At 43.1% G+C, this 22,959-nt stretch carries 32 protein-coding genes; 8 read left to right on the forward strand and 24 right to left on the reverse strand.

Annotated features, from left to right (window positions below; genetic code table 11):
* Window positions 1-16 precede the first annotated feature (16 nt).
* Window positions 17-472 carry a DinB family protein gene (locus P6709_RS10695; RefSeq protein WP_278240915.1) on the forward strand — a complete coding sequence of 152 codons (456 nt, stop codon included), beginning with the start codon at window positions 17-19 and terminating at the stop codon, window positions 470-472.
* 43 nt (window positions 473-515) lie between these two features.
* Here P6709_RS10695 and P6709_RS10700 read toward each other — a convergent pair whose 3' ends face one another.
* Complete coding sequence (locus tag P6709_RS10700) at window positions 516-650, reverse strand: YpzI family protein (RefSeq protein ID WP_278240916.1); 135 nt, start codon at window positions 648-650, stop codon at window positions 516-518.
* Window positions 651-790: 140 nt separating this feature from the next.
* Here P6709_RS10700 and sspK point away from each other — a divergent pair, with 140 nt between their 5' ends.
* Window positions 791-958, forward strand: coding sequence for a small, acid-soluble spore protein K (sspK, locus tag P6709_RS10705; RefSeq protein WP_278240917.1), 168 nt, complete (start codon window positions 791-793; stop codon window positions 956-958).
* A 251-nt stretch (window positions 959-1,209) separates the two neighbouring features.
* Here sspK and P6709_RS10710 read toward each other — a convergent pair whose 3' ends face one another.
* The 12 genes from P6709_RS10710 to P6709_RS10765 form a co-directional block, all read right to left on the reverse strand.
* Window positions 1,210-1,431, reverse strand: coding sequence for a hypothetical protein (locus tag P6709_RS10710; RefSeq protein ID WP_278240918.1), 222 nt, complete (start codon window positions 1,429-1,431; stop codon window positions 1,210-1,212).
* A 20-nt stretch (window positions 1,432-1,451) separates the two neighbouring features.
* Window positions 1,452-1,586 (reverse strand): small acid-soluble spore protein N, encoded by a 135-nt coding sequence (sspN, locus tag P6709_RS10715; protein ID WP_278240919.1) that lies wholly within the window; start codon window positions 1,584-1,586, stop codon window positions 1,452-1,454.
* 213 nt (window positions 1,587-1,799) lie between these two features.
* A complete protein-coding gene (locus P6709_RS10720) occupies window positions 1,800-2,579 on the reverse strand; it encodes a sulfite exporter TauE/SafE family protein (protein ID WP_278240920.1) in 780 nt (259 codons plus the stop codon).
* 67 nt (window positions 2,580-2,646) lie between these two features.
* Window positions 2,647-2,874: a sulfurtransferase TusA family protein gene (locus P6709_RS10725; RefSeq protein ID WP_278240921.1), complete on the reverse strand. Its 228-nt coding sequence runs from the start codon at window positions 2,872-2,874 to the stop codon at window positions 2,647-2,649.
* Between the two features lie 18 nt (window positions 2,875-2,892).
* Window positions 2,893-4,020 (reverse strand): MBL fold metallo-hydrolase, encoded by a 1,128-nt coding sequence (locus P6709_RS10730; RefSeq protein WP_278240922.1) that lies wholly within the window; start codon window positions 4,018-4,020, stop codon window positions 2,893-2,895.
* Between the two features lie 38 nt (window positions 4,021-4,058).
* Window positions 4,059-4,619 (reverse strand): sulfurtransferase TusA family protein, encoded by a 561-nt coding sequence (locus tag P6709_RS10735; protein WP_278240923.1) that lies wholly within the window; start codon window positions 4,617-4,619, stop codon window positions 4,059-4,061.
* 20 nt (window positions 4,620-4,639) lie between these two features.
* Window positions 4,640-4,936 carry a rhodanese-like domain-containing protein gene (locus P6709_RS10740; RefSeq protein ID WP_278240924.1) on the reverse strand — a complete coding sequence of 99 codons (297 nt, stop codon included), beginning with the start codon at window positions 4,934-4,936 and terminating at the stop codon, window positions 4,640-4,642.
* On the reverse strand, window positions 4,933-5,316 hold the full coding sequence (locus P6709_RS10745) for a rhodanese-like domain-containing protein (protein WP_278240925.1): 384 nt from the start codon (window positions 5,314-5,316) through the stop codon (window positions 4,933-4,935). Before P6709_RS10745 ends, P6709_RS10740 begins: the two co-directional genes overlap by 4 nt.
* Before the next feature lie 14 nt (window positions 5,317-5,330).
* Complete coding sequence (locus tag P6709_RS10750) at window positions 5,331-5,813, reverse strand: DsrE/DsrF/DrsH-like family protein (protein ID WP_278240926.1); 483 nt, start codon at window positions 5,811-5,813, stop codon at window positions 5,331-5,333.
* A 110-nt stretch (window positions 5,814-5,923) separates the two neighbouring features.
* Window positions 5,924-6,184, reverse strand: a complete 261-nt coding sequence (locus P6709_RS10755) for a metal-sensitive transcriptional regulator (RefSeq protein ID WP_041055181.1) — start codon at window positions 6,182-6,184, stop codon at window positions 5,924-5,926.
* Window positions 6,185-6,468: 284 nt separating this feature from the next.
* On the reverse strand, window positions 6,469-7,515 hold the full coding sequence (locus P6709_RS10760) for a S8 family peptidase (protein WP_278240927.1): 1,047 nt from the start codon (window positions 7,513-7,515) through the stop codon (window positions 6,469-6,471).
* 125 nt (window positions 7,516-7,640) lie between these two features.
* Window positions 7,641-8,504, reverse strand: a complete 864-nt coding sequence (locus P6709_RS10765) for a VOC family protein (protein ID WP_278240928.1) — start codon at window positions 8,502-8,504, stop codon at window positions 7,641-7,643.
* 268 nt (window positions 8,505-8,772) lie between these two features.
* Here P6709_RS10765 and P6709_RS10770 point away from each other — a divergent pair, with 268 nt between their 5' ends.
* Window positions 8,773-9,117 (forward strand): hypothetical protein, encoded by a 345-nt coding sequence (locus P6709_RS10770; RefSeq protein ID WP_278240929.1) that lies wholly within the window; start codon window positions 8,773-8,775, stop codon window positions 9,115-9,117.
* Between the two features lie 667 nt (window positions 9,118-9,784).
* Here the strand turns inward: P6709_RS10770 and P6709_RS10775 are convergent.
* On the reverse strand, window positions 9,785-10,195 hold the full coding sequence (locus tag P6709_RS10775; RefSeq protein ID WP_278240930.1) for a VOC family protein: 411 nt from the start codon (window positions 10,193-10,195) through the stop codon (window positions 9,785-9,787).
* A gap of 149 nt (window positions 10,196-10,344) precedes the next feature.
* Window positions 10,345-10,719: a VOC family protein gene (locus P6709_RS10780; RefSeq protein WP_278240931.1), complete on the reverse strand. Its 375-nt coding sequence runs from the start codon at window positions 10,717-10,719 to the stop codon at window positions 10,345-10,347.
* 106 nt (window positions 10,720-10,825) lie between these two features.
* Here P6709_RS10780 and P6709_RS10785 point away from each other — a divergent pair, with 106 nt between their 5' ends.
* Both P6709_RS10785 and P6709_RS10790 read left to right on the forward strand, forming a co-directional pair.
* Window positions 10,826-11,524, forward strand: a complete 699-nt coding sequence (locus P6709_RS10785; RefSeq protein ID WP_278240932.1) for a hypothetical protein — start codon at window positions 10,826-10,828, stop codon at window positions 11,522-11,524.
* Between the two features lie 17 nt (window positions 11,525-11,541).
* A complete protein-coding gene (locus P6709_RS10790; RefSeq protein ID WP_278240933.1) occupies window positions 11,542-12,384 on the forward strand; it encodes a GNAT family N-acetyltransferase in 843 nt (280 codons plus the stop codon).
* Window positions 12,385-12,490: 106 nt separating this feature from the next.
* Here P6709_RS10790 and P6709_RS10795 read toward each other — a convergent pair whose 3' ends face one another.
* From P6709_RS10795 to P6709_RS10825, 7 genes are all read right to left on the reverse strand, one after another.
* Window positions 12,491-13,111, reverse strand: coding sequence for a DUF421 domain-containing protein (locus tag P6709_RS10795; RefSeq protein ID WP_278240934.1), 621 nt, complete (start codon window positions 13,109-13,111; stop codon window positions 12,491-12,493).
* A gap of 117 nt (window positions 13,112-13,228) precedes the next feature.
* On the reverse strand, window positions 13,229-13,888 hold the full coding sequence (locus P6709_RS10800) for a bifunctional 4-hydroxy-2-oxoglutarate aldolase/2-dehydro-3-deoxy-phosphogluconate aldolase (RefSeq protein ID WP_278240935.1): 660 nt from the start codon (window positions 13,886-13,888) through the stop codon (window positions 13,229-13,231).
* Complete coding sequence (gene rpiA / locus P6709_RS10805; RefSeq protein WP_278240936.1) at window positions 13,885-14,577, reverse strand: ribose-5-phosphate isomerase RpiA; 693 nt, start codon at window positions 14,575-14,577, stop codon at window positions 13,885-13,887. Before rpiA ends, P6709_RS10800 begins: the two co-directional genes overlap by 4 nt.
* A gap of 44 nt (window positions 14,578-14,621) precedes the next feature.
* On the reverse strand, window positions 14,622-15,572 hold the full coding sequence (locus tag P6709_RS10810) for a sugar kinase (protein ID WP_278240937.1): 951 nt from the start codon (window positions 15,570-15,572) through the stop codon (window positions 14,622-14,624).
* A 327-nt stretch (window positions 15,573-15,899) separates the two neighbouring features.
* Window positions 15,900-16,529 (reverse strand): spore coat protein, encoded by a 630-nt coding sequence (locus tag P6709_RS10815; RefSeq protein ID WP_278240938.1) that lies wholly within the window; start codon window positions 16,527-16,529, stop codon window positions 15,900-15,902.
* 89 nt (window positions 16,530-16,618) lie between these two features.
* The gene (locus P6709_RS10820) at window positions 16,619-18,613 is read right to left on the reverse strand and encodes a penicillin-binding transpeptidase domain-containing protein (protein WP_278240939.1); all 1,995 of its coding nucleotides are present in this window, start codon (window positions 18,611-18,613) and stop codon (window positions 16,619-16,621) included.
* Window positions 18,614-18,749: 136 nt separating this feature from the next.
* Entirely contained in the window at window positions 18,750-18,905 is a 156-nt protein-coding gene (locus P6709_RS10825; protein WP_278240940.1) for a DUF1540 domain-containing protein, read from the reverse strand.
* Window positions 18,906-19,065: 160 nt separating this feature from the next.
* On the opposite strand from P6709_RS10825, the gene P6709_RS10830 reads away from it, so the two are divergent.
* Together P6709_RS10830 and P6709_RS10835 are read left to right on the forward strand one after the other, a co-directional pair.
* On the forward strand, window positions 19,066-19,971 hold the full coding sequence (locus P6709_RS10830; protein ID WP_278240941.1) for a vanadium-dependent haloperoxidase: 906 nt from the start codon (window positions 19,066-19,068) through the stop codon (window positions 19,969-19,971).
* A 64-nt stretch (window positions 19,972-20,035) separates the two neighbouring features.
* On the forward strand, window positions 20,036-20,293 hold the full coding sequence (locus P6709_RS10835) for a GlsB/YeaQ/YmgE family stress response membrane protein (protein WP_278240942.1): 258 nt from the start codon (window positions 20,036-20,038) through the stop codon (window positions 20,291-20,293).
* Between the two features lie 67 nt (window positions 20,294-20,360).
* Here P6709_RS10835 and P6709_RS10840 read toward each other — a convergent pair whose 3' ends face one another.
* Together P6709_RS10840 and P6709_RS10845 are read right to left on the reverse strand one after the other, a co-directional pair.
* Window positions 20,361-21,113: an ABC transporter permease gene (locus P6709_RS10840; RefSeq protein ID WP_278240943.1), complete on the reverse strand. Its 753-nt coding sequence runs from the start codon at window positions 21,111-21,113 to the stop codon at window positions 20,361-20,363.
* The gene (locus P6709_RS10845) at window positions 21,110-21,841 is read right to left on the reverse strand and encodes an ABC transporter ATP-binding protein (RefSeq protein WP_278240944.1); all 732 of its coding nucleotides are present in this window, start codon (window positions 21,839-21,841) and stop codon (window positions 21,110-21,112) included. Before P6709_RS10845 ends, P6709_RS10840 begins: the two co-directional genes overlap by 4 nt.
* Window positions 21,842-22,077: 236 nt before the next feature.
* Between P6709_RS10845 and P6709_RS10850 the strand changes: the two genes are divergently transcribed.
* A complete protein-coding gene (locus tag P6709_RS10850) occupies window positions 22,078-22,917 on the forward strand; it encodes a manganese catalase family protein (RefSeq protein ID WP_278240945.1) in 840 nt (279 codons plus the stop codon).
* Window positions 22,918-22,959: the final 42 nt, after the last annotated feature.

The raw sequence follows: 22,959 nt of genomic DNA on the forward strand, positions 1-22,959 counted from the left end.
GAAAAGAGGGTTTCAAATGGCTAAAATCGATCAATTCATGGCAGGATGGCTGGCACACAGACAGGCATTAATCGAACTTGTTGGCGTTATTGACAACGACCATCTTCCTTTCAAGCCTTGGGAAGAAGCGATGTCTGTATCTGTATTGGTTCAGCATATTGCAGACTCTACAAGCATGTTTGTTCAAACCGTTCAAAATGGAGAGCTGACTCCTCCTTCTGGAAATCAAACATTCGAGTCCATTACGGATCTCCAGGATTATTTACAGGCTGCCACCGAGCAAACATTGGCTGATTTAAAAACGCTTTCTGATGAACAGCTCGATAAACAAGTGGAATTTTACGGCTCTGTTATGCCGGGTTATGCCTTGCTTGAAAGTGGAAAAGACCATGAGATTCACCATAAAGGGCAGTTGTTTACCTATGCACGCTTAACTGGTGCAAAGGATCTTCCGTTTTTTATTGCACGTTAAAAAAAGAGCCGTCCCACACACTTTGTGGAACGGCTCTTTTTACTTATTCTTCAATGACTCTTGACCTTGAACCATCTTTTTCAGAGCCCGCCGCTCCAGGATAGTGTAGATCCTGGTCCCGGTCCGACTGTACTTTCTTTTGTTTTTTCAGCTTTTTTTCCTGTCTGTCTTTTCCCATTCTGCATCCCCCCTGCTTATACTTTCTCCTTGTGGACGCCTTGCTATTCGGATTATTATTGCCATGTTTTAATGGTTATATTTCTGCTTTATTCAACCACACTAAGAAGGCTTTACTACTTTCAGAATGGAGGAATTTGCATGAGAAACAAAGCAAAAAATTTTCCGGAAATGACGATGAAGGGTGAAGCGGGAAAGGCGCGGGCAAAATCACGATTTGCTTCAAAACGGGCAGACGGCACGATCAATACGCATCCTCAGGAACGAATGGAAGCATCAGGACATCGCAGGCTTGATAACAACAGCTAAATGGGAGCCAGTGATTCAGACCATCTAAATGATGGTTTCAGTCACTTTTTAGCAAAGAAAAAAGGCTGGGACAAAACTGTCTCAGCCTTTTTGACCGTTTCGCTGCGCTTCAGGTGGACGCTTTCCGCAGGGACGGCGGTTTGAGCCTTTCGGCAATGACCTGTAAAGTCTCAGCTTGCCGCCATATCCTGCTGGAGCCGCCACCTTCCGCTCCGCTCACCTCTTACTATTTGTCCCGACCTCAGTAAAAATTAAAGATTTGAACGTTCTTCTTCTATTTCACGGCGTGTATCTTCGACAGCTTCCATACGCTGTGCATTTTTATCTCTTCTTTTTTCTCTGCCTGCTGCGGTGTCTGCATGCTCAATGGCGAATTCAGTATCTTTGATATTTTGCTCTGTATTATTTAGCATTTCCTGCATTTTTTTGATTTTTGCCCGATGTTCGCCTTCATGCTGTTGACCTTTACTCATATCAAGACCCCCCACTGATTTTATCCATTTGTAACGTTCGGTTCTTTGCCGGTTTTATCCAGCATTTTTCCCTTGTTTGTTTTTGTGGCATTTTTAGATTGTGTGCCCAGATGCTCCGGTACGAACGCTTTGCTGTTTTTCTTCGGATTGCTCAAAAGACTCACCCCCTACTTGTGTAATATGCCCTTTTAAAGACAAAACATAGGTAGCAATAATTTCTGAACACAAAAAGAGCTTGGGACAAGAGTGTCTCAAGCTCTACGAACGGTTCACTTCGCTTCAGGCGGACGCTCCGCTCACCTACTACTACTAATAAATAAATTCTCATTTTTTAACTTTTTTTAATTTTTGCCCCAGCCTCTACTGAATTAAAACAAAATATCGGTCCATATTTTAACAGCGGTTGCTAATATTAAGATCGCCAGGACCACCTGCAGCATTTTGGTGTTTACTTTTTTTCCTGTCATAGCCCCTAAGGGTGACGCAATCAGGCTTGCGATGACCATAATAAGTGCAGGGTAATAGTCGACCTGACCTGTTGTGATCTTTCCGACGGCTGCACCGATGGATGAGATAAACGTAATGGCCAGTGAAGAGGCAATGGTCATGCGAGTTGGAATCTTGAGTACAACGAGCATGATTGGAACGAGTAGAAATGCGCCTGCTGCTCCGACAATTCCAGCAGCCACCCCCACAATCAAAGCAAGGGCAGCAGCCAGCGGTTTATTAAAACGGACCTGATCCAGCGCCACGTCGTCCAGGCCTTTTTTGGGGATAAACATCATGACAGCAGCAATTAACGCAAGTGCACCGTATACAATATTGATGGCATCCTCCGGCATAAGCTTGGATCCGTAGCCGCCAATAAAGCTTCCGATTAAAATACTGACTCCCATGTATGCAATCAGGCTTTTATTAAGATAGCCGCCTTTGCGGTAAACCCACACACCTGCAATGGTTGCAAAGAAGACCTGAACTGCACTGATTCCCGCGACCTCATGTGCGCTGAATGCAGCCAGACCAAAGAGGGGCGGGATATACAGAAGCATGGGGTATTTTATTATGGAACCCCCAACACCAAGCATTCCCGAGATGTAAGAACCGACGAAGCCAATTAAAAAGATAATTAAAATAAATTCTATATCCATCGCTTCTCACTCCTTAAAATAGAAAGGGAGAACAATCAGTCCTCCCCTTTTTTCTTTCTGGCAACGGTTATGCTTTTTTAATCCAGAATTTGAATACATCGTTCTCTTCGGCACTGTCTAAAAGTTCATGACCGCCTGAAGCAGACCATGCCACAAGATCACTTTTTGCCCCTTTGTCTGTTGCATGGATTTCTAAGATGTCTCCTGATTGAAGATCTGCCATTGCTTTTTTTGTTCTTATGATTGGCATTGGACAAGCTAATCCTTTAGCATCTAATACTTTTGTTACGTTCATTTTAACTCTCCTCCTGTATTATCGAATGGCACAGCGATTCGGACCAATTTCCATTTCGCGCTGCTCTTCTTCATTTTTTGTGATTTTTCCTAAATTCAGCTCACGAATTTCCTGATAGGCATTGGGCTGCGGCGGGAGATTCCCCGTCACTTTTTTCCTGAACTCCGCTTCGCTCTCAATATTCAATCCGTGATTTTCTTTTAGCAGGTGCCCTAATGTTCTTCCGACGCTCCCATCTTCGTTTACTTCTTCCATAATCATAAAGTGAGCAGGCAGAACCATTAAATCTTCCGAAAGATTTTTATATCGGCTGTACAATGTTTCACGCAGGTCTCCTACCCAGTCTTCAGCCAAGCCGGCAAGATCCGGGCGGCCGATGGAGTCGATAAACAGAATATCACCCGACAGCAAGTAGGCATCGTCCACTATAAAGGAAGTAGAACCGATCGTGTGACCCGGTGAGTAGATTGGCTGTATACGGATGGTGGTTGAACCAGTCGTAATTTCTTTTCCTTCTTCTAATGCTTCATAGGAATACGGAACATCTTCCGCATCTTTCGGCGGCAGCCAATAGGAAGCTCCTGTTTGCTGCGCTATTTTTCTGCCTCCGGAGATATGGTCTGCGTGCAGGTGAGTATCAAGCACATGTTTAATCTGAACTCCTTTTGATTGAGCAAATTCAATATATACATCTGTCATGCGAGTAGCATCAATCAAGGAAGCTTCCCCGTTTGAAAGGACCATATAGGACAAACATCCCTTGCCAATCCGCACAAACTGATAAATCTCGCCTCCTTGAGTTGTGTCGCCAATTTTAACCGGCTCTAGATGCTCACTCCAGGCTTTCATCCCCCCCTGAAGATAAAAGACATCTTTCCCTTCTTCAGCAAGCAGATCAGCGACCATAATGGATGAGCCTTCCTTGGCGCAGACCACCACTACTTCCCGATCGTCAGGAAGCTCTTTCATGACATCCTCCACCCCATCGAGCAAATCAAAATAAGGGATATTGATGGATTGAACGTTGTCTCCTTCTACTTTCCAGTCCGCAAAACTGTCATGATTTCGTACATCTAAAAGAAAGACCGGTTCTTTGCGGATTACTTTTTGTGCAAGCTGTTTCGCCGTCATTGGTGTTACACTCATTTTTTTACCCCCTACCGTATTATATTCTTTAAAATTTTTTATATAGACGTTGTTTCTCCGTTCCATCCGCTCATACCCGGGACTACATTGTAGACCTTGGCAAAGCCTGCTGCGGTTAACTTTTTCGCAGCTAAATCGCTTCTGCTTCCCGTACGGCAAATGACATAGACATTTTTATCTTTATCAAGACCATCTATCTTTTCATCAAGTGCACCAAGTGGAATCGATTTGGCGCCGGGGATGTGGCTGAAGGCAAACTCTGCTTCTTCACGAACATCCAACACCATACTGTCTTCCTTCAGTAATGCTGACTGAAGCTCTTCGTTGGATACTGTCGGCTCATGTGTTGTTTCAGCCTTTTCTTCGCCGCTTGCTTTACGAAGATAATGATGAAGTACATCTCCTTCTTCGACTGTTCCAAGGTACTGATGGTTTGCACTTTCGGCCCATGCCTTTAAGTCAGCCGTGGAGCCTTTATCTGTCGCCTGAATATGAATCACCTGGCCAGGCTCTAAGCTGTTCATCGCTTTTTTTGTTTTGACGATGGGCATTGGACAAGCGAGTCCTTTTGCATCCAGCACTTCATTTGCTTGTATCATTTTCTATTCCTCCTTTGTTTTTACTCCGTTTTACCGTTCCACTCCAGCATGCCGCCTGTCATATTGACAACACGGTAGCCATTGCGGTCAAGCAGGTCAGCTGCCATTCCGCTTCTTCCACCGGATCGGCAGACGAGCGTATATTCTTTCTTTTTATCCAGTTCATGCATGCGGAACTCGAGCAGTCCCAGCGGAATATTTTGTGCACCAGGAATCTTGCCTTGTGCCACTTCATCCGTTTCTCTTACATCGATTATATGGAGTTCTTCATTTGCTGAAAGTTTTTGTTCTATCTCAGCAGGCGTCATTTGTTTCATTGCTTTTTCACCTTCCCGTTCCAGGCAGACATCCCGCCTTTAATATTTGTAACCGAACTGAACCCATTCTTTTTAAGTGTGGTACTGCCTTTCATGCTTCTCATTCCGCTTTGGCACATGACTACGACTTCCTGATCCTTCTTTAATTCATTCAGTCTTTTGGGCAGTTCATTTAAGGGGATATTTCGAAACCCGGGAACTGCGCCCCGCTTAAATTCAGCAGGTGTCCGGACATCCACATATTGTTTATCTTTTTGATTGAGATCTTTTTCCAGCTCTTCTGTACTGGATTGCTTAATGCCTTTGGCGAACAACCCCATTTTGTTTACAAACATAAACCCAATTACGAGTACAGCAACAATAAGAAAGGCTGTTTCCATTTTTAACCCTCCCTTTAGATGAATAGATTGACATTTCCTTTTTCAGCGTCTCCAAGATAAGCCGCTACTCCAGCGTAATCCAGGCCGTGTACAAGCTCATCCTTATGAAGACCTAAAAGATCCATTGTCATTGTGCAGGCTACCAATTTTACATCCTGCTCTTTTGCCAAATCAATTAATTCCGGAAGTGACATGGCACTGTGTTTTTTCATCACATGCTTGATCATTTTGGGTCCCATACCTGCAAAGTTCATATTTGAAAGCGGCAATTTATCAGCGCCGCGGGGCATCATACGCCCGAACATATTTTCAAGAAATCCTTTTTTAACCGGTACGAGCTCTTCCTTTCGCAGGGCATTTAATCCCCAGAACGTGTGGAAAATAGTCACCTCGTGATCGTAAGCTGCTGCGCCGTTGGCAATAATGTAAGCTGCCATTGCTTTGTCATACTCGCCACTGAATAAAACGATAGTTGTTTTCTTTTTTTGTTCTGACATTATTTATTCCTCCTATTACCCCTACGGGTATTATAGTATTCAAAAAAATTTAATTTACCCCACGGGGTATAATTTATCTTAAATAAAAAGGGTTGTCAACCTTTCTATTTTTAGCGGCTTTTTACAAGTAAATTTACTGCTTCCTGCACAAGTGCGTCAGTGTCTTCCCCGTCCTCGTTTGCTTTACGCACACATTCAACCAGGTTTGAGCTGACGATAACACCCATCGTGCGATCGATAGCCGTCCGGGCAGCTGATAGCTGGACAATTACATCCTTACAATCCTGCTCTTCTTCCATCATACGCAGAATTCCTTTTAATTGACCCTCTATTCGTTTTACTCGATTTTTTACTTTATCATCGTAGTCCATGATGAGTACCTCCTTTAGTTGAACAAGATTGATTATATACCCCTATAGGTATATTGTCAACACATTAATTTTCTTCTTCTTACAGCAGCTTTTTCTCTGTTAACCGGTGCTGGAATAGAAGTAGTAAGAGCCTGCGACAAGGCACTGTCTCAGGCTCTGTAAACCGATCACTGCACTTCAGGCGGACGCTTTCCGCATGGAAAACTCTTGATCCCTTCTCAAACTTCGTTATGCTTAGGTCTCAGCTTGCCTTTGTCGCCGCCTTATGGTGCGCTAACCTTATATTAACGATACGTGCTGTCCCTATTCGAACTTACATTTACTGTGTTATTTTCATTATTACTCTCAGATGTATTTCCAAAGCATGCATTATACATTCTAAAGACTTTATCAAATTGATCCAGGATGTCAAGCGCAAGGAGTCCGTTTCCTTCTGCCGTTTTTGGAAAGCCCAGAGGAACCGTCCTTTTAACAAGCTGCGCATAAAGTTCTGCCTCAGTCAGCTGCCGTTCATAACGTTTTTCAGCAATATTTTTAATCAGTGCAAGTGCACCGGAAACATGCGGTGTAGCCATTGACGTGCCGGAAAGGTTGGCGTATTGCCCATCCAAATAGGTGGAATGTATGTTTACCCCAGGGGCTACCAGATCGATTTCATCGTTTGTGTTGCTGAAAGGAGCAATCTCCCTGTTGAAATTAATGGCACCAATTTGAATCACTTCTGCATAGGCGCCGGGGTATGCGTATTCATTTGTATCCGGTCTGTTATCTCCTTCATTTCCTGCTGCACAAACGACAGCAACTCCTTCATCAACTGCACGTTTAACCGCCTCGTGAAGCTCAGGCAGATCAGCAGGTCCCCCCAGAGACATGGACATGGCGCAGACCGTTTCATCATTGGGACCCCGCCAGTCGATTGCATAATGAATTGCATCAACAATCCCCTGGTAGCTTCCGCTGCCTGAACCCGTCAGCACCTTTAAAATCAGCAGCCCGGCTTTTGGAGCAGCACCTGCAATGCCTTCACTCTCCATGCCTGAAGCAGCTACTGTGCCCGCTACATGCGTACCATGACCGTTATTATCACTGTAGTTTTCAGGGTCACCGCCATAATCAGCTGTAAAGTTACGGCCGCCTACAATTCTCCCGGCCAGATCAGGGTGATCAGACTGACAGCCTGTGTCAATGATTGCAATGACCTGCCCTTCACCGTACTCAGCTTCCTCCCAAACCTCGGGAGCCTGAATCATTTTGATGCCTTCTGGCAGAGCTTGCTGTGAAACAGAATGGATTTCCTGAACCTGAAAAGGAATGAGTCTGATTTTATCCATTTCATTTCCTCCCTTATGTTTCTTTCTCCGTGAATGAAGAAGCACAGTTAGATACTAGTACCCTTTCTATATTCTTCAAACAACAGTCAATTTCCTGCCTGAAGGACCCTTCACTTTTTTGCTTCTTAACGGCTGAATTCTTCATTAGTAACAAGTTTTATCTGATTTCCGGAAGGATCTTGTGTAGTAAAGCATCCATCTTTAGAATACACAGCATAATTTAATTTCTGCAGCCGTTCGACCGTCTTCATTTTTTCCTTCTCATCGCGTACAACAAAAGAAAACCAATGAAGTCCGACACTGTTTTTTGATGGAGGAGGAGCGCCCACTCCCTGCCAGGTGTTTAAACCGATATGGTGGTGATAGCCAGCTGATGACATGAAGAGGGCCTGTCCATTAATTCGGCTGACGACATCCAGACCCAGGCCTTCTTTGTAAAACTCCTGCGTTTTACCAAGCTCTGACACATGAAGATGGAGATGGCCTATTACCGTTTTTTCCGGTACTTTCCTCCACTCCTTTTGTTCTCCGCTCAATAATTCTTGTATGTTTAAAGGGTCAATTGCCATACTAACTTGAGAATCGTGCCAATCCCATTCTGTATGAGAGCGGTCTCTGTATACTTCAATACCGTTGCCATCCGGATCATCAAAATAGACAGCTTCACTTACCCCATGATCAGAGCCGCCCATTTTTACTCCGTTCTTTACTAAATGTGCGATCAAATCAGCTAAATCACTTCTGGCAGGAAGTAAAAGCGCAAAGTGGTAGAGACCAGTGGTACGCGGCTCTTTTCCCTTTACTTCCTCCGGCTGCACAAGTGAAAGTATACTTTTTGAGCCATCCGCTGACAGCTTCGCACTTTTTTCATCTCTGCTGATTAATTTAAGTCCAATTATGCTCTCATAGAAAGCCAAAGAACGCGCGATATCCCGAACCATTAATTCTATTTGCCCCACGAAAGAGGCAGGTGGCTGATGAAAGGTCATATTTCCACTTCTCCTATCATAACTATATTTTTGTGCGAAAAATCCCAATCAGTTACTTTATGTAACTAATAGTAGAAGGATCTTCAATTAATGTCAATAAGAGCTCTTCCTGCTGTATAGACATGTGAAGATTTTTCTAAAATAAGGGATATTCTATCATTTTCGACATTTCCTATTTCACTATATTAATAACAGGAAAATATACCCGTTTTGAGACAGAGAAAAAGAGGTATGTAAAGATTAAAATACAGATTAGGAGAAGATTATAATGATTGACTATAACTATTTTCAAAAACAGCTTGAGCAGGAAATGAGTGTAGAAGCTGCAGATCAGCCGGTGATTAACTGCATTAAAGTTGCCTCTTCTCAACTGGAGACTCGCCTGAATGACTGTAAACACTGCTCGGATCATGATATAAATAAGATCTCCAATGCGATAAAGGCAATTGAAAAGGAAATTTTGTCTCAAAAGCCGAGCAGCAAGGTTCTTTCGTATATGCTGAAGAGAGTTCAGAACATGGTAGATTCCATTAAAAAAACGCCTGAGGTTTTAATGGCCTATGCGCGCTGGCGTTCACTTGTAGAGATGTCGATTAAAAGTTCATTAGCGTAAACAGTCCCAAATGTTTTGATTAAGGTCCCTGTTTTATCAGGGGCCTTTTTCGTGAGTAAAAGAGGAAGAAACGAAACTATCCATCAGCACACAAATGACAAAGAAGAGTTTAATTTTGAACTGACAGCTTGTGTGGAATGTTATACTAAATGATTCAGCCGGAAAAAATGTTCTCTTATCATAGGCAGATGGTCGGTATTTTCCCTTTTTATTCATTATTACCCGGGATATAAGCCAAAAGAATTGTAATAAAGGTTTTGTCGATTAAAAAGATTTTCGACAAAACACGATCGCTTTAAATATGAAAAAGCCTTTACCCTATCAGGTAAAGGCCCATCTATTCGATCATACATTTCATTAGTTATTATGAAAAAGATTTGCTTTCTTTCGGCTCACTGGCTCCGTTTTGAAAGGAAAAATGATACTCGTTTTAAGAAAGCAAATCCGTCTTTGGCTCCCACTACAAATCGTCAAAACAGCGTTCCATCCTGCGGGACTTCCCTGCTGCCTCACCGTCGGTTTACGTGGTTACAATGAATATATACCCCGTGCCCATCTTTCAAAACTACCTTACTATAATTTTTTTCAAAATGTCGTTTATGATCTAAAATTACTTATCTCCATTCTTTGTCTTAAAATGATTGCAAAAATTAATAGCATCAGCTGATTAATTTTTTACTAAATTTAACTGCCATGTTACACCAAACTTGTCGCTGACCCAGGCGAATTTTTCACTAAAAGGATAGGATGCAAGAGGCATTAACACACTGCCTCCTTCAGACAGCCAATCAAAAGCAAGTGTGATTTCTTCTTCTGTGCCGCAGTTTAGATAAAAAGAGATGGCAGGGGTAAATGAAAATTCGTGCTTCACACTGCTGTCTATGCATATAAACTCCTGTCCATTAAGAGAGAAAGTGGCTTGCAGAATGGTTCCTTCTTCTCCCGATTCATTTGGGCCGTAATATTGTACATTAATAATCTCAGAATCATCAAAAATAGAAACATAATAGTTCATTGCTTCTTCTGCCTGCCCCTCAAACATCAAAAAAGGGGTTATTTTAGTCAGGGAATGTGCCACAGGTTTTCACTCCTTTTTGAATTAGATCTTCTTTGTTAGTCTTCTCTTTAATAACATTCTTTTTTTACTTTTTTTATCCTTCTTTTTATTCTGATCTTTTAATGGTAATGTACGCCATTTACCGCTCCGCATATATGATAAATCCTTTTTCACCCAGTGCAAATCATAATGCAGTGGCCGTCCGGATCCTTAATTAAAAAATAGGAAAAATCGCTAATCTCGGTTTTCTCAACTATTTCTTCGACTTTCATTTCTTCCATTACAAATTGAAGTGCTTTTTCAAGATTATCCGTGTGAAAATTAAACAGCGGATACGGGCTTGGTGTGACGACTTTCTTGCTGTCTTTTCCCGCGTCCAGGGTCAGTCCTGTATGCCCCTGTATCTTCATATTCCATACCGGAAGCTGAACCTCTTGCGTGTTTATTTCCTGTCCCAATAATTTTGCGTACCACTGAGCAGACGTTTTAAGATCCGATACGTGAACGAAAACCGTATTCATTTTATTGTCAATTGGATGCTTCATTCCTTTCCCTCCTTTACTAACCATGTTTAAAAAACAGGTTTACTTTTTTCATATTGAGTATAATTAGGATAGCTAACTGATTCAGAATTGAAAAGGTGGTTAAACCATGAATCTATTTGCAAGTAAGAACGCCCCTCAGGTAGTTTTCAATCGAATGACATGGATTGAAACACCTCTTGGCACTGTTTATTTTGAAGCTGGGATGGCTGATTCTTCTCAAACAACTCGCGATGCCCCCATGACCACGTATCAATTCACCAGCGGAGTTATGGTGCATTCATTTAAACAGCCTGGGTTTGAAGCGGAACTCCTCCTTTGTGAAGTGCCGGTTCCTTATCAAGTAGATAAAGTCATGGCGGGAATCTGGAGGCTGAAGGCGCATGAAGACGGGCGTACGTTTCGATTCAAAACCGGGTTGGTCCCGAATCCTTCACTGCATATCCACACTGGACCAGGTGGCGGAGAACATTTTGAAGCCTTGACAATGCATGATGACAAGTGGCATTTATCGCTTGGAACCGAAGATGAAGAAAAACTGCTTTATCGTGAGAGCGTTCAGGATTTTCTGCCACTTTCTTTACATGACCGATCCTTTAAGCCACCCTTTCAATCATATGGATTAGTCGGTATGGAAAAAGATCTTTGTTTTGATGTTGAGCTTCCTGCCATCCGAAAACAAGAAATTGCCCAAATTCATTTTGCCGTTTCGTGGAAGCGGCTGGAGGACGTCTGGAATGATATATCAACCTGGGTTTCAGTAGATCTAAATGCAAAAGTAGTACTTAAGCAAATAGAATTAAACTGAATAAGAGTTTAATAAAGATGGAGCGTGACAATATGTTAAGTAAAAAAGAGCTGAATGAAATCGATGTGTTGAAGAAAATTTGTGAAGAACAGGATAACATCCAGCTTAAGCTGAATGAAGATTGGCTCGCAATGGACAACCCAGATGGTTTAAAAATATATAAAAGCTATAAAGAAACGGATTTAATTGGCTTTATGGCAGTCTACGGATTTGGGTTAACGGCAGAGGTTTGTGGGATGGTGCATCCTGATCATCGAAGAAAAGGCATGTTCACTTCTTTTATGGAAGAGGCAGCCGGTTATTTCAACCAAAAAAAATACACAAAGATTCTTTTAAATACCCCAGCCGAATCGTCTTCAGGGAAAGCTTTTTTAAAAACCCTGCCTTGTGCATATTCTTTTACCGAGTATCAAATGAAATGGCAGCCTGTTTCATTAGCCCCTTCCAATCAAGCCCTGGTTCGGAAAGCAAAGGACGAGGATAAGGAGCTTGAAATCAGGCTCGATATCGAAGCATTTGACACCACAAGAGAAGAAGCCGAACAGCATTGGAATCTTAGAAAGCAGGAGCATGGCCAGTCTAATTACATTATTGAGCATGCAGGCAGCGGCGTTGGTAAGCTGCGGATTCAGCGGGCAGACAACCAATTGTGGATCTACGGCTTTGCTATTTTGCCAATTTATCAGGGAAAAGGCATTGGCCGCAGTGCCCTGCAGCAGGTCATACAAAAACAATCGATCTCCCAAAAGGAAATTCATCTGGAAGTTCAAGCTGATCATCAGCATACATTGGGGCTTTATCAGTCATGCGGGTTTGAAGTCTATCATTCACAGGATTACTATCGATACGATGAGGGGTAAATGGTCTTTGGCTGCATGTGCTCTCTTTGATTCCTGATAACCTGAGATCTGGGCAGCTCTGAAATAAGACTTCACGGAGCATGCCCTTACTCTCTTTATACAGCCTTTATTGCAAGTGCCTGGGGGGCTTGACTGAATGTTCATGCTGATGAACTTCTGAAAAAAGATCTTGAGCAGCCCTCTCTGTACTCTGGTCTTTTGCATGGCTTACAACGCCAAGATGCTGCATAATTTGATCAATTTTTTGCTGAAGCAATTGAAATTCAGCAAAGGTTATCGGTTTTACTTCTTTTTTTAATTCAAAGCCTACCTGCCCATTTGGCTCCAACGTAGCCCATTTCACATCGGTTATTTTCGAGACATTTTGTTGTCTTAATTTCATTTCAAGCTGATCCACTGTTAAGCGCAGCTTCCGTAAATTCTTTACATGAAGATATCCGTTTTCAACAATGATCTTAGATTTTCCAGTTATCACTTTTTCAACACCATCTGATTTTATTTGAAAAAATTCCATCCCTACCAGTGTTACCACAAGCACTGCTCCAACCAGTAATGTAGTCCAGATATTTTCACCAGCTAAAGGCTGGATTAAAAGAGATCCAATTCCGATCATGATGACTGTCTGTGTCAGCGTCATTTGGGAAATTGATTTTCGGCCTGCAAACCGCAATAGAAACGTTCCTCCCAGCACGATGATGACGGCTTTCCATAGTAAATCCCATTCCATAATCCTCACCCTTTCAGTAAAATACCTGCACTTTTACAAGTATGAGCCTATTTTCCGCTCATTATGAATGAGAATTAGGGATGCTCAAATTTATATGAAATCGTCCAGCAAACGAAGCTAAGAATAAGCGCATTTCATTTTTTTGGTCTCGGCAACAATCTTCACAAAGGCAGCAGCCCGTGCCGCTATTTTTTCTTTGTCATGATCAGTTACCTTATGCAGCAGGGGCACCAGAGTGCTGCCAACTCCTAATCCTTCAGCACCTGCTTCAATATAATCCGCTGCGTTATCAAGATCTATTCCGCCTGTTGCCATGAGAGGAATATGAGGAAGAGGCCCTTTTACCGTTTTAAAAAAGGCAGGCCCTACTACATTTGCAGGAAATACCTTTACCATATCTGCTCCATGCTCATAGGCATTCAGAATTTCAGTGGGTGTCATGGCTCCCGGGATACTGACTGCCCCATAGCGTTTTGTCATTTTAATTGTTTCGGGATTGAACGAAGGAGAAAAAATAAACTTTGCGCCAGACAACATTGCTGCTCGTGCAGTTTCTGCATCAAGAACAGTGCCCGCTCCCACGATTATTCCCTCTTCTTCAAGTTCTGCGGCGGCTTTTTCAATGATTGACATTGCCTTTGGTGTTTCTACCGTTATTTCTAATGCTGAAACACCGCCTTTTTTTAATGCACGAGCGATCTCGATAATGGTTTCAGGCTTGGATCCCCTGACCACCGCCACTATCCCGCTGTCTGTCAATTTTTCAAGTAAATTCATTTTTCGCCCCTCCGCTTCTCCATTATTTCGGCACCTCTTTGATTGCCTATGATCACTGCATCTGCCATGTTCAGAAAAAGACCTGTATCCACCACTCCTGTCAGCAATTTTATTTTATGGTGAAGAGAGACAGGGTCTTCAATCCTTGTAAATGAGCAGTCTAATATAAAATTTCCGTTGTCGGTACTAACCCTTTCGTTTCCCTTTTTTCTCACCTTTGGGTAGCAGCCTAGTTTTCGCAGTTGCAGTGCAGTGGCTTCAAAGCCAAAAGGGACGACTTCAACTGGCAAAGGAAACGTTCCAAGTACAGAGACCACTTTGCTTTCATCAGCCGCAATAATACATTTTTCTGCCGCTGCAGCAACCACTTTCTCTCTGACCAGAGAACCGCCGCCACCCTTTATCAGCCTGAATTCCGGGTCGATTTCATCTGCTCCGTCAATAGCCAGATCAATGACAGGGTTTTGAGCAAAAGATGTTAACGGCACCCCGAATTCCTTTGCCCATTTTTCGGTCTGAAGGGAGGTTGGTATGCCTTGGATGGTGAGTCCGTTATGAACCATTTCACCAAGCTTTTTTATCATCCAGTACATTGTGGACCCTGACCCGAGTCCAACGATCATTCCATCTTGAACAAACGAAGCTGCTTTTTCACCAGCATTTTGCTTATATCTGTCATCAGCTTTCAAATCATTTACCTCCTCACTTTTATGAGTATTGCCGCTACTCAGCGTTATCGTTCAATCGATTCTTTTTCACCCAGCTGTACCAATACATCCTCCAGATAAGGCAGACCCTCGTTATCTCCAGAAACACTGACAACCATTGACCCTATTGTATTAGCAAAATGCAGCGACCTTTCGAGCGGCCATCCGTTCAGCACCCCGTAGATAAAGCCGGCATCAAATCCGTCTCCCGCTCCAACCGTGTCGACCACTTTTCGCGCTTTCACTGCGGGGGAAACCAGCTTTTCTGAGCGATGATAGCCAATCGACCCGCTTTCGCCCTGCTTGATAGCAATCCATGAAATGCCGTGCTCGATACTCTCGGCAATAATTTCATCAGGATCAGCCGTACCATATAAAATTTCTGCTTCTTCCACTCCGGTTAACAGGATATCTGTATAAGGCAGTAATTCAGTAAGACCGGCTTTTGCCTCTTCTTTGCTCCATAGCTTTAATCGTATATTAGGATCCAGGGAAACGAGCATTCCCTCCTGTTTTGCCAATACGACTGCCTGTTTAATCAACTCAACATTTTTTGCTTTATCAACAGCAGGGAAGACTCCGGTGACATGAAGAAGCTTCGCTCCGGAAAAAATGGAGGCAGAAATGTCTTCTGTTTTAAGCGTCGTCGTTGGAGAGTCGGATCGGTAATAAAATGTCCTGCCGCTGCCGTCCTCCAATATTTCCTTAAAATAGACAGAAGTCGGATACTGGTCCACCAGCGTGACAGCAGATGTGTCAATGCCTTCCCCTCTCACAAAATTTAGTATGTAACGGCCAAACTCGTCATTTCCAAGACGGCTGATCCACTTCGTCTTTAGGCCAAGTCTTGAGCAGCCGATCGCCGCATTCAGCTCTGCTCCTCCTACTTTTCGTTCAAACGTTGAAACATACCTCATCGGTCCTTTTGACATAGGATTTAATGAGACCATAGCATCTCCTATCGTAACTACGTCCATTTTTTCACACTCCCAATTTGTTTATCCTATTTCTGGTTCTATGGAGGGAAAACGGCATCCCTCAGTTTGTAGACTCCTTATAGATAACAAAATTAAGCACACCATCTTAGTGTATCGGATAAACAAAGTATAGAGGATTCGGAAGCGCTTTACAATGTATTGTCTGAATTTTTACTACAATTATGATAGGAGCGGATCTTAGCTTAAAGCCTTCTTAGAGCGCAGTGAAAAGGTCAAAAAAGCCTGAGACAAATTTGTCCCAGGCTTCATAGATTGCGTATTACTATAGCTTCATTGCCACTCCGCATTTAGTGCTTCAGCTTGATATTACTGCATCATTTGGCTGCCTGATGGTCCCGATGCTTTCGCATAGCCGTTTATCATTTGCTGCATGTCACCTTGTGATAGCTGTGGCACCTGATAATAATGATGTCTGTTTTGATACAGGAAAAGTTCATAGGCCATCTCTATCCAGTTTGACACGCTGTCTGCAACAGCTCTTCTTAAAATGGGATGAGTCATCTCGAGGGCTGTCATGGCTTTGAGCGAAGCACCGGATTTAACATGACCCAGCATATACCCTGAAATAGACTGATCGCTGATTTCATTGACGGATTGGATTGGCTTTGACGGCGGCATTTGTGTAAGGCCAAAAACGGTCGAATTTCCATGATCCATTTTTATATCATACGTTTTTATGGATTGCGACGGCTTGGCACCGGTTTGAAAAATTTCAAGCGTTGTATTGTATTCCTGCTTTAAAAAATTCAATTGGTGGTCAAGAATCTGCATCAATTCCTGATCTTTAACATGCTGACGGAAGATTGTATATTGGTCGATTACCCCAATGGACATGGATAGCACTTCACTGACATCAAACAGTTCATGGCCTCCGTGATTTAGCGGCTGGGACATTGAAGTCGATTGCTGCATGTTTGGCTGTTGTTGATTTTGCATAGGTGAAACCCTCCTTTTGTTCTCGAGGGTAGTTTGCCATTTCTATTGTGTTTCATACATCCCTGCTGATTTTTAGCTAAAGCATAAACCTACTGATTTTGAAATACTTCTGCAGCGAGCTCAGATACATACGTACTCCCGCCTTCATCTTCCACTCCTTCAATCATCATCGCCAAGATGAACGCTGGATCTTCCTGGTTGTAGGCTACGAAAAACCCGTTTTCTTTGCCGGATTCCTCACCGGACTGCTTAAGTTCAGCGGTGCCTGTTTTTCCGGCAATCTGAACCTCTGGAATGTCTGCTGGACCTGCGAAGCCTTCTGTTACAACTTCACGCAAATCTCCGCGTAGAATTTCTGCATGTTTGGGTGACAGCAGGCCTTCTTTCCATACTTCCTGCTCTTCACTTTCAAAAAGTAAAGGCTTCATCATTACCCCGTCATTAACGACCGTTTCATACATGGAAGCCAGGTGAAGAATATTTGTCAGCATTTCTCCCTGACCGTAGGAAGTATCGACCAGCTGTCCTTCAGAACCAATCGATCCATCATTGGAAATTTGAGAATCAGACATCGGATACACGAAAGGCAGTTCCTCTCCATATCCCATATTCTCCAGTCCGTCAATCAATGTTTCTTTTCCCATTTCCAATGCTACACGCGCAAAGTAGATATTGTCAGAAAAAACAAGACCTTTATTTAAATCGATTGGATTTGGCGCTTCGTGAACCCGTGTGACTGCAAAGTCTCCCCAGCCTTCATCCTGCCATTCCAATCCATTGATTGTATAGCCTTCTTCCGGATCGAGCGTTCCTGCTTCAAGACCAATCGCAGCGGTGATCGTTTTTTGGGTGGAACCTGGTGCATAGGCTGCTGCAAAACGATTTAATAGCGGTGCGTCAGGATCCTCAGAAAGCTCGGTGTACCGTTCTCCGCTGATCCCAAGCGACCATTCTCCCGGATCAAAGCCTGGAGAACTTGCAAGCACGAGTGTTTCTCCCGTTTCAGGGTCCACTGCAGCTGCCGTTCCCTGTTTCCCTTTCATTGCTTCAAAAGCTGTCTTTTGCAGCTCAGCATCAATGGTCAGAGTGATATCTTCTCCATCTTCTGCAGGCTGCTCGGCAACGGTGACCGTTTCTTCTTCTCCTTTTTCAATCAAAATACTTCTGCCTGTTTCTGCTCTCAGCTGGTCTTCCAGAAGCTGCTCAAGGCCCCGCTTTCCGATTTGATCAGTTGCTGTATAGCCTTCCCCCTCCATTTCTTCTAGCTGTTCAGCAGTAATGGCGCCAATATATCCTGTTAAATGCGAGGCAGCTTCTCCATAGGGATATTCACGCATTTCAATTTCCTGATACGTAATCCCATCGAGTTCAGACAGGTCGGCGACTTTATCTCTTTGTGAACTGGATACTTTTTTTAATGGTACAAACTGTCCGGCTTGCACCCAATCCTGTGCGAGCTGCTCGTCAATCGTTTCTGTGCTTAGCGACAATTCTTCTGCCAGCTCAGTTTTTGCTTCATCAGTCAGTTCTCCCGAGACGGCTCCCACTTGATAGCCTGTTCCATTTACAGCAAGCGGATTTCCATTCCGGTCAAAAAGTTCTCCCCGGACACCAGGCGTGTCGGCGATTCGCACTTGATCCCCCGCTTCAAGTTCAGGAAGGATTAAAGCGGGCTGCCATCGAATAAACCAATTTTCATTTTCCTCGGTTTCTTCAAATACGACCGTTATATCCTGCTCATAATCAACCGGACCTGCGAGCGTTTGAAAGCGGATCGGAACGGTAAATGAGGCAGGTTCTCCTTCTTCCCACTCAGCGTCCTCCGCCACATCCGGCATCGTCACTTCAAGCTCTGTTACTTCCAGATCAGCGTATAGTGCAGCCATGCGGTCAGCCGCTTCTTCTTTTGTAAAGGTTTCTTTAGTATCAGCTGATGTATAGTCACTGTACATTTGGTCAAATTCCTGATTATTCCATAAATTTATGTATTCTTCAAGGCGCTCATCAGGCGTAACCGGGTCGCTGCAACCTGCTAAAAATAACACACCTGTGAATAAGAAAGAGCCGATTAATGCTTTTTTCATGCTAAATCCCCCCGTATCAATCTGTCTCTATGGTAACAAACAATAGACTGAATTTGCATGAATAAAGGATTTTCTGCCATAAAAAGAACGTTCCACTGGAATGGAACGCCCTCGATTTCATTATTTATACAAAACCTTATACTTGAGGTTCAAATGTTTTACAATCCGTTTCTTCGCTGTTTGATGCATTCTTCCCCTTATGACTGACAACATATATCTCTTCAGCGCTGCATCTATTGCCTTTTTTCCAGTGTGTACAGTTATTGACTTCACATAATACATCTTGAGCCACGGTATCCACCTCCTGATCTGTAGTATTCACGATCAAAAATCAGTTCATACACAACCTCTGACATGAATCTCACCTGCGATATATTTATTAATTACTTCTTTTACACAATCCTGCACCCCCTTCCGTTCATAAACTAATACATGGAATGGAGGTGAAATACATGAAAAAATACTTGGAGTGGTCAAAGGAACCCTATGGCGGGGAAGAAACTCCCCCAAAAGATCCTGTAACCCCTCTTGCAGGGGACTGGCCGTTGACGTTTTTAAAACGTAATAACCGAGGAGACTTTTTAAATCCTGATGGCAGAAGGCGGCTTGATTTGCCCATTCTTCATCCGGATCAAATTGATTTTGAAGAAGAACTCAAGGCTGTTCAGCATGCTTTAGATCATTTAACAACAGAACAGGAGAATATCGGTGTTTTTTACGGATCCGGTGTCCCCACAAAGCAGTGGACCCCAGTCATTGACCGTTTAATTGACACTTACGGTGTAAGCCCTGTATATGCTGCGCGAATCCTTGCCGCAGTTCAAATGGCCATTAATGACACGATGATTGTAGTTTGGAATCTTAAGTATAAATGGGATACTGCAAGGCCCGTTCAATACGACCATTCACTTCAACCCGTATTGTGCACTCCCCGTTTTCCTTCTTATCCTTCCGGTCATGCCAGTATGTCAGGCTGCGCGGAGGTGGTATTAAGCTACTTTTTCCCACGCGAATCCTCTAAGTTAAAGCGATTCGCGGAAGAAGATGCCATCAGCCGTCTTTATTCAGGCGTTCATTTTCCAATCGATAATGATGAAGGGCTTAAGCTTGGGAGATATATCGGGGGCATAATCGTTGCGCATTTACAAGAACAGCGGGACAAAGATGGAGCAATTGACCAGCCGTACGAATTGTTTAGAAATGCTGATTTTTTTGCTCCGAAATTCAAACAATTTATCCCATATGCTTTTTCGGATGAATGCACTTCTAATGTGAGATCCGAAAAAGGACCTGCTTCAAAGTTAACGTCCTTTGACTCTCCAAAATCCAGCCACCCTAAGCCAAAATTATTTTATTAGCCCGTTTATTTTGTTCAGTTAGTCCTTGAGTCCTTGACCATTAAAAAGAAAGAAGGATGTACGAATGGAGTTTCTTTTGTTTTTAGTAATTGGAGTATTTATTGGATGGGTAGTGGCTGCATGTGCAGCAAAGCACCTCCCTCACTGCGGATTATGTAGTTTAATTGTGGCAGGTGCTATCGGGGCCTGGATTGGCAGCGCGCTTTTGCCGCCACTTGGTCCTATTTTCGTCGGGGTATATCTTTTCTCCGCTATCCTCGGTGCCCTGATCTTCATACTGCTGGCTGTTTTGCTTTTAAAATGCTGCTATAAAAAGCATTAATAATCAGTAAAGAGGCTGAGACGGATTTGTCTCAAGCCTCTTTTGCACTTCATAAGGTGCCCATTATTCATCTGTTTTTCAATAGCTGCATCCTGTCATTAAATAATGTTGGATACGATAAAAAACCGAGCATTACACTGGTAACTGCTGCTGTAGTGAGTAAAAGGAACATGATGAGGAGCTGAAATTGAACTGCCTGTATCGGATCGGCTCCTGCAATAATCTGACCGCTCATCATCCCTGGCAGCTGGACAAGTCCAACTGTTTTTTGACTTTCAATGGTAGGAATCATACTGGCTTTGATTGATTTGATCAACTGACTGTGAATCGCCTGCTTTGGTGTTCCCCCAAGAGAGAGAACCAACTCCGTCTGATCCTGATGATCTTCTACTTCTGATGTAAACCGATTTAAAAATAGTATCGCCAGCACCATGGAATTTCCGATCACCATCCCGCTGATGGAAATGATGTATTGAGCGGTTGGCGGTGTAATTTGAAAGCCGAGTAAGATACTTTGCGTCAATACTTCGATTGAAACAAGTGTAAGCCCCACCTTCCACGCAATCCCTTTAATGGAGGCTCCTTTTCGCTGGGCATTGTGCGTAGCTACCACAATCATCAAGGTCACCATTAAGAAAATATAAAATAAGCTTTCTGAATCAAAAACAAATTTAAGAATGAAGCCTACTGCCAAAAGCTGAATGATGGAACGAACCGTTGCCACGATCGTATCTCTTTCAAGTCCAAGACGAAGTGTTTTGGAAAGGAGTAAGGGAATAAGGACAAAAATTAACGTAATGGATAGCGTAAGATAGGTCATTCTTCTTCTCCTTTCACGAAGCGGCGCACCTTTTCATTTACAGGAGATTCAAGCAGACTGCTTTCGCCTGTTTCAATTAAAGCTCCATTCATCATTACCCACGTATAGTTTCCAATGGTCAGGGCCTGTTGGAGGTTGTGAGTGATCCAAATGATGGTTGTTCCGTATTTTTGATTAATTTTGCTGATCAACTCTTCAATTTCAAGAAGGGAAGCCCGATCCAGCGAGGAAGTAATTTCATCTAGAAGGAGCACCTGCGGCCGATTAACAAGTGTGCGGGCGATAGATACTTTTTGTCTTTGTCCCCCGGATAACTCTTTGCTGCTGCGGTGGAGAAATTCTTTTCCTAGTCCCACATCCTCCAGTAATTCCTCCGCATCTGCCTGATTCAGTTTTTTTCCTTGCAAAGCCAACGGCAAATTAAGATTTTCCAACACGGTTCCTTCTGCCATCGGCGCGCTTTGCAGGGCCATCCCTACAAGCTTGCGAAGTTCAACCGGCTCATAATTTGCTATTAATTTATCCTTAATATAAATTTCACCCGAGTCAGCTGAGATAAGATGGTTGCACAATTTAAGAAGAGTCGTTTTCCCCGCTCCTGATGGGCCGACTAACGTCGTAATCTTCCCCTCCGGAAAGGATCCGGTGATATTTTTTAAAATGACATTGTCATCGATCGAGTAGGTTACATCATTAAAATGAATGGCTGGTTTGTATCTTTCAATCATACTTTCACTTCCTGAACTACAGATTATAATAATTATTATGTAATAAATATAACAAAATACTCAACTGGTCGCAATCTATAAATGCGGCAGCCGTTCTTTTATCCTGCCCCTAATCACAGCACCTAGTCCATTTGTTTCTATTATTGGAAAATAGTTTGAATTCAAGAATACTGGGAAAACTGAACTAGATCCATTTTTTTCAAAAAGTAAAATCCATTTCAAGGAGGAATTCAATCATGTTTCGTCATCAAAAAGAACTGCAGTATGAAGTAAAAGTGGATCGTCCTGATCCAATGCTTGCCAAAAATGTGCAGGAAGTTCTTGGCGGTCAGTTTGGAGAAATGACGGTTATGATGCAATACCTTTTTCAGGGATTTAACTGCCGTGGAGAAGAAAAATACAAGGATTTATTAATGGACATTGCTACTGAAGAAGTAGGCCATGTTGAAATGGTGTGTGCCATGATCAGTCAGCTTCTTGACGGTGCATCGCCTGAGGACCAGGCAAAAGCAGCAGAGGATCCAAATGTTGCAGCGATTATGGGCGGCGTGAATCCCCAGCAATTAATCGTAAGCGGGCTTGGTGCACTTCCTACTAATTCCAACGGGGTTCCTTGGAATGGATCATATATGGTTTCAAGCGGAAATTTACTGGCAGATATGCGCTCAAATCTTCATGCTGAAACACAGGGACGTCTACAGGTTTCGCGTTTGTACCATATGACAAAGGACGAAGGTGTCCGTTCCACGTTCCGCAAAATGCTTGCTCGTGACCGCTACCACCAGTATCAGTGGATGGCAGCGATTGCTGAATTGGAAGAAAAAAATGGAGTAGTCGTTCCAGCTTCATTCCCTCCGGAAGCGGAATTGGAATCTCAATCAGAAGCGTACAAGCTGTTTAACTTCTCTGAAGGAGAACAATCTAAAGAAGGTCCATGGGCGAGGGGATCTGCTCAGGATGGAACAGGAGATTTTGAGTATGTTTCAACTCCTAAGGCAAAAGGCCAAGCTCCAAAAATGAAGGTTCCTGCAGTAGAACTTCACCATGATTTAACAGATAAAGCATCGGATAAATAAATGAGCATGGCGTGCACGGTTATTCGTGCACGTCTTTTCATT

Origin of the sequence: Jeotgalibacillus sp. ET6, assembly GCF_029667115.1 — a bacterium.
Classification (GTDB): Bacteria; Bacillota; Bacilli; order Bacillales; family Jeotgalibacillaceae; genus Jeotgalibacillus.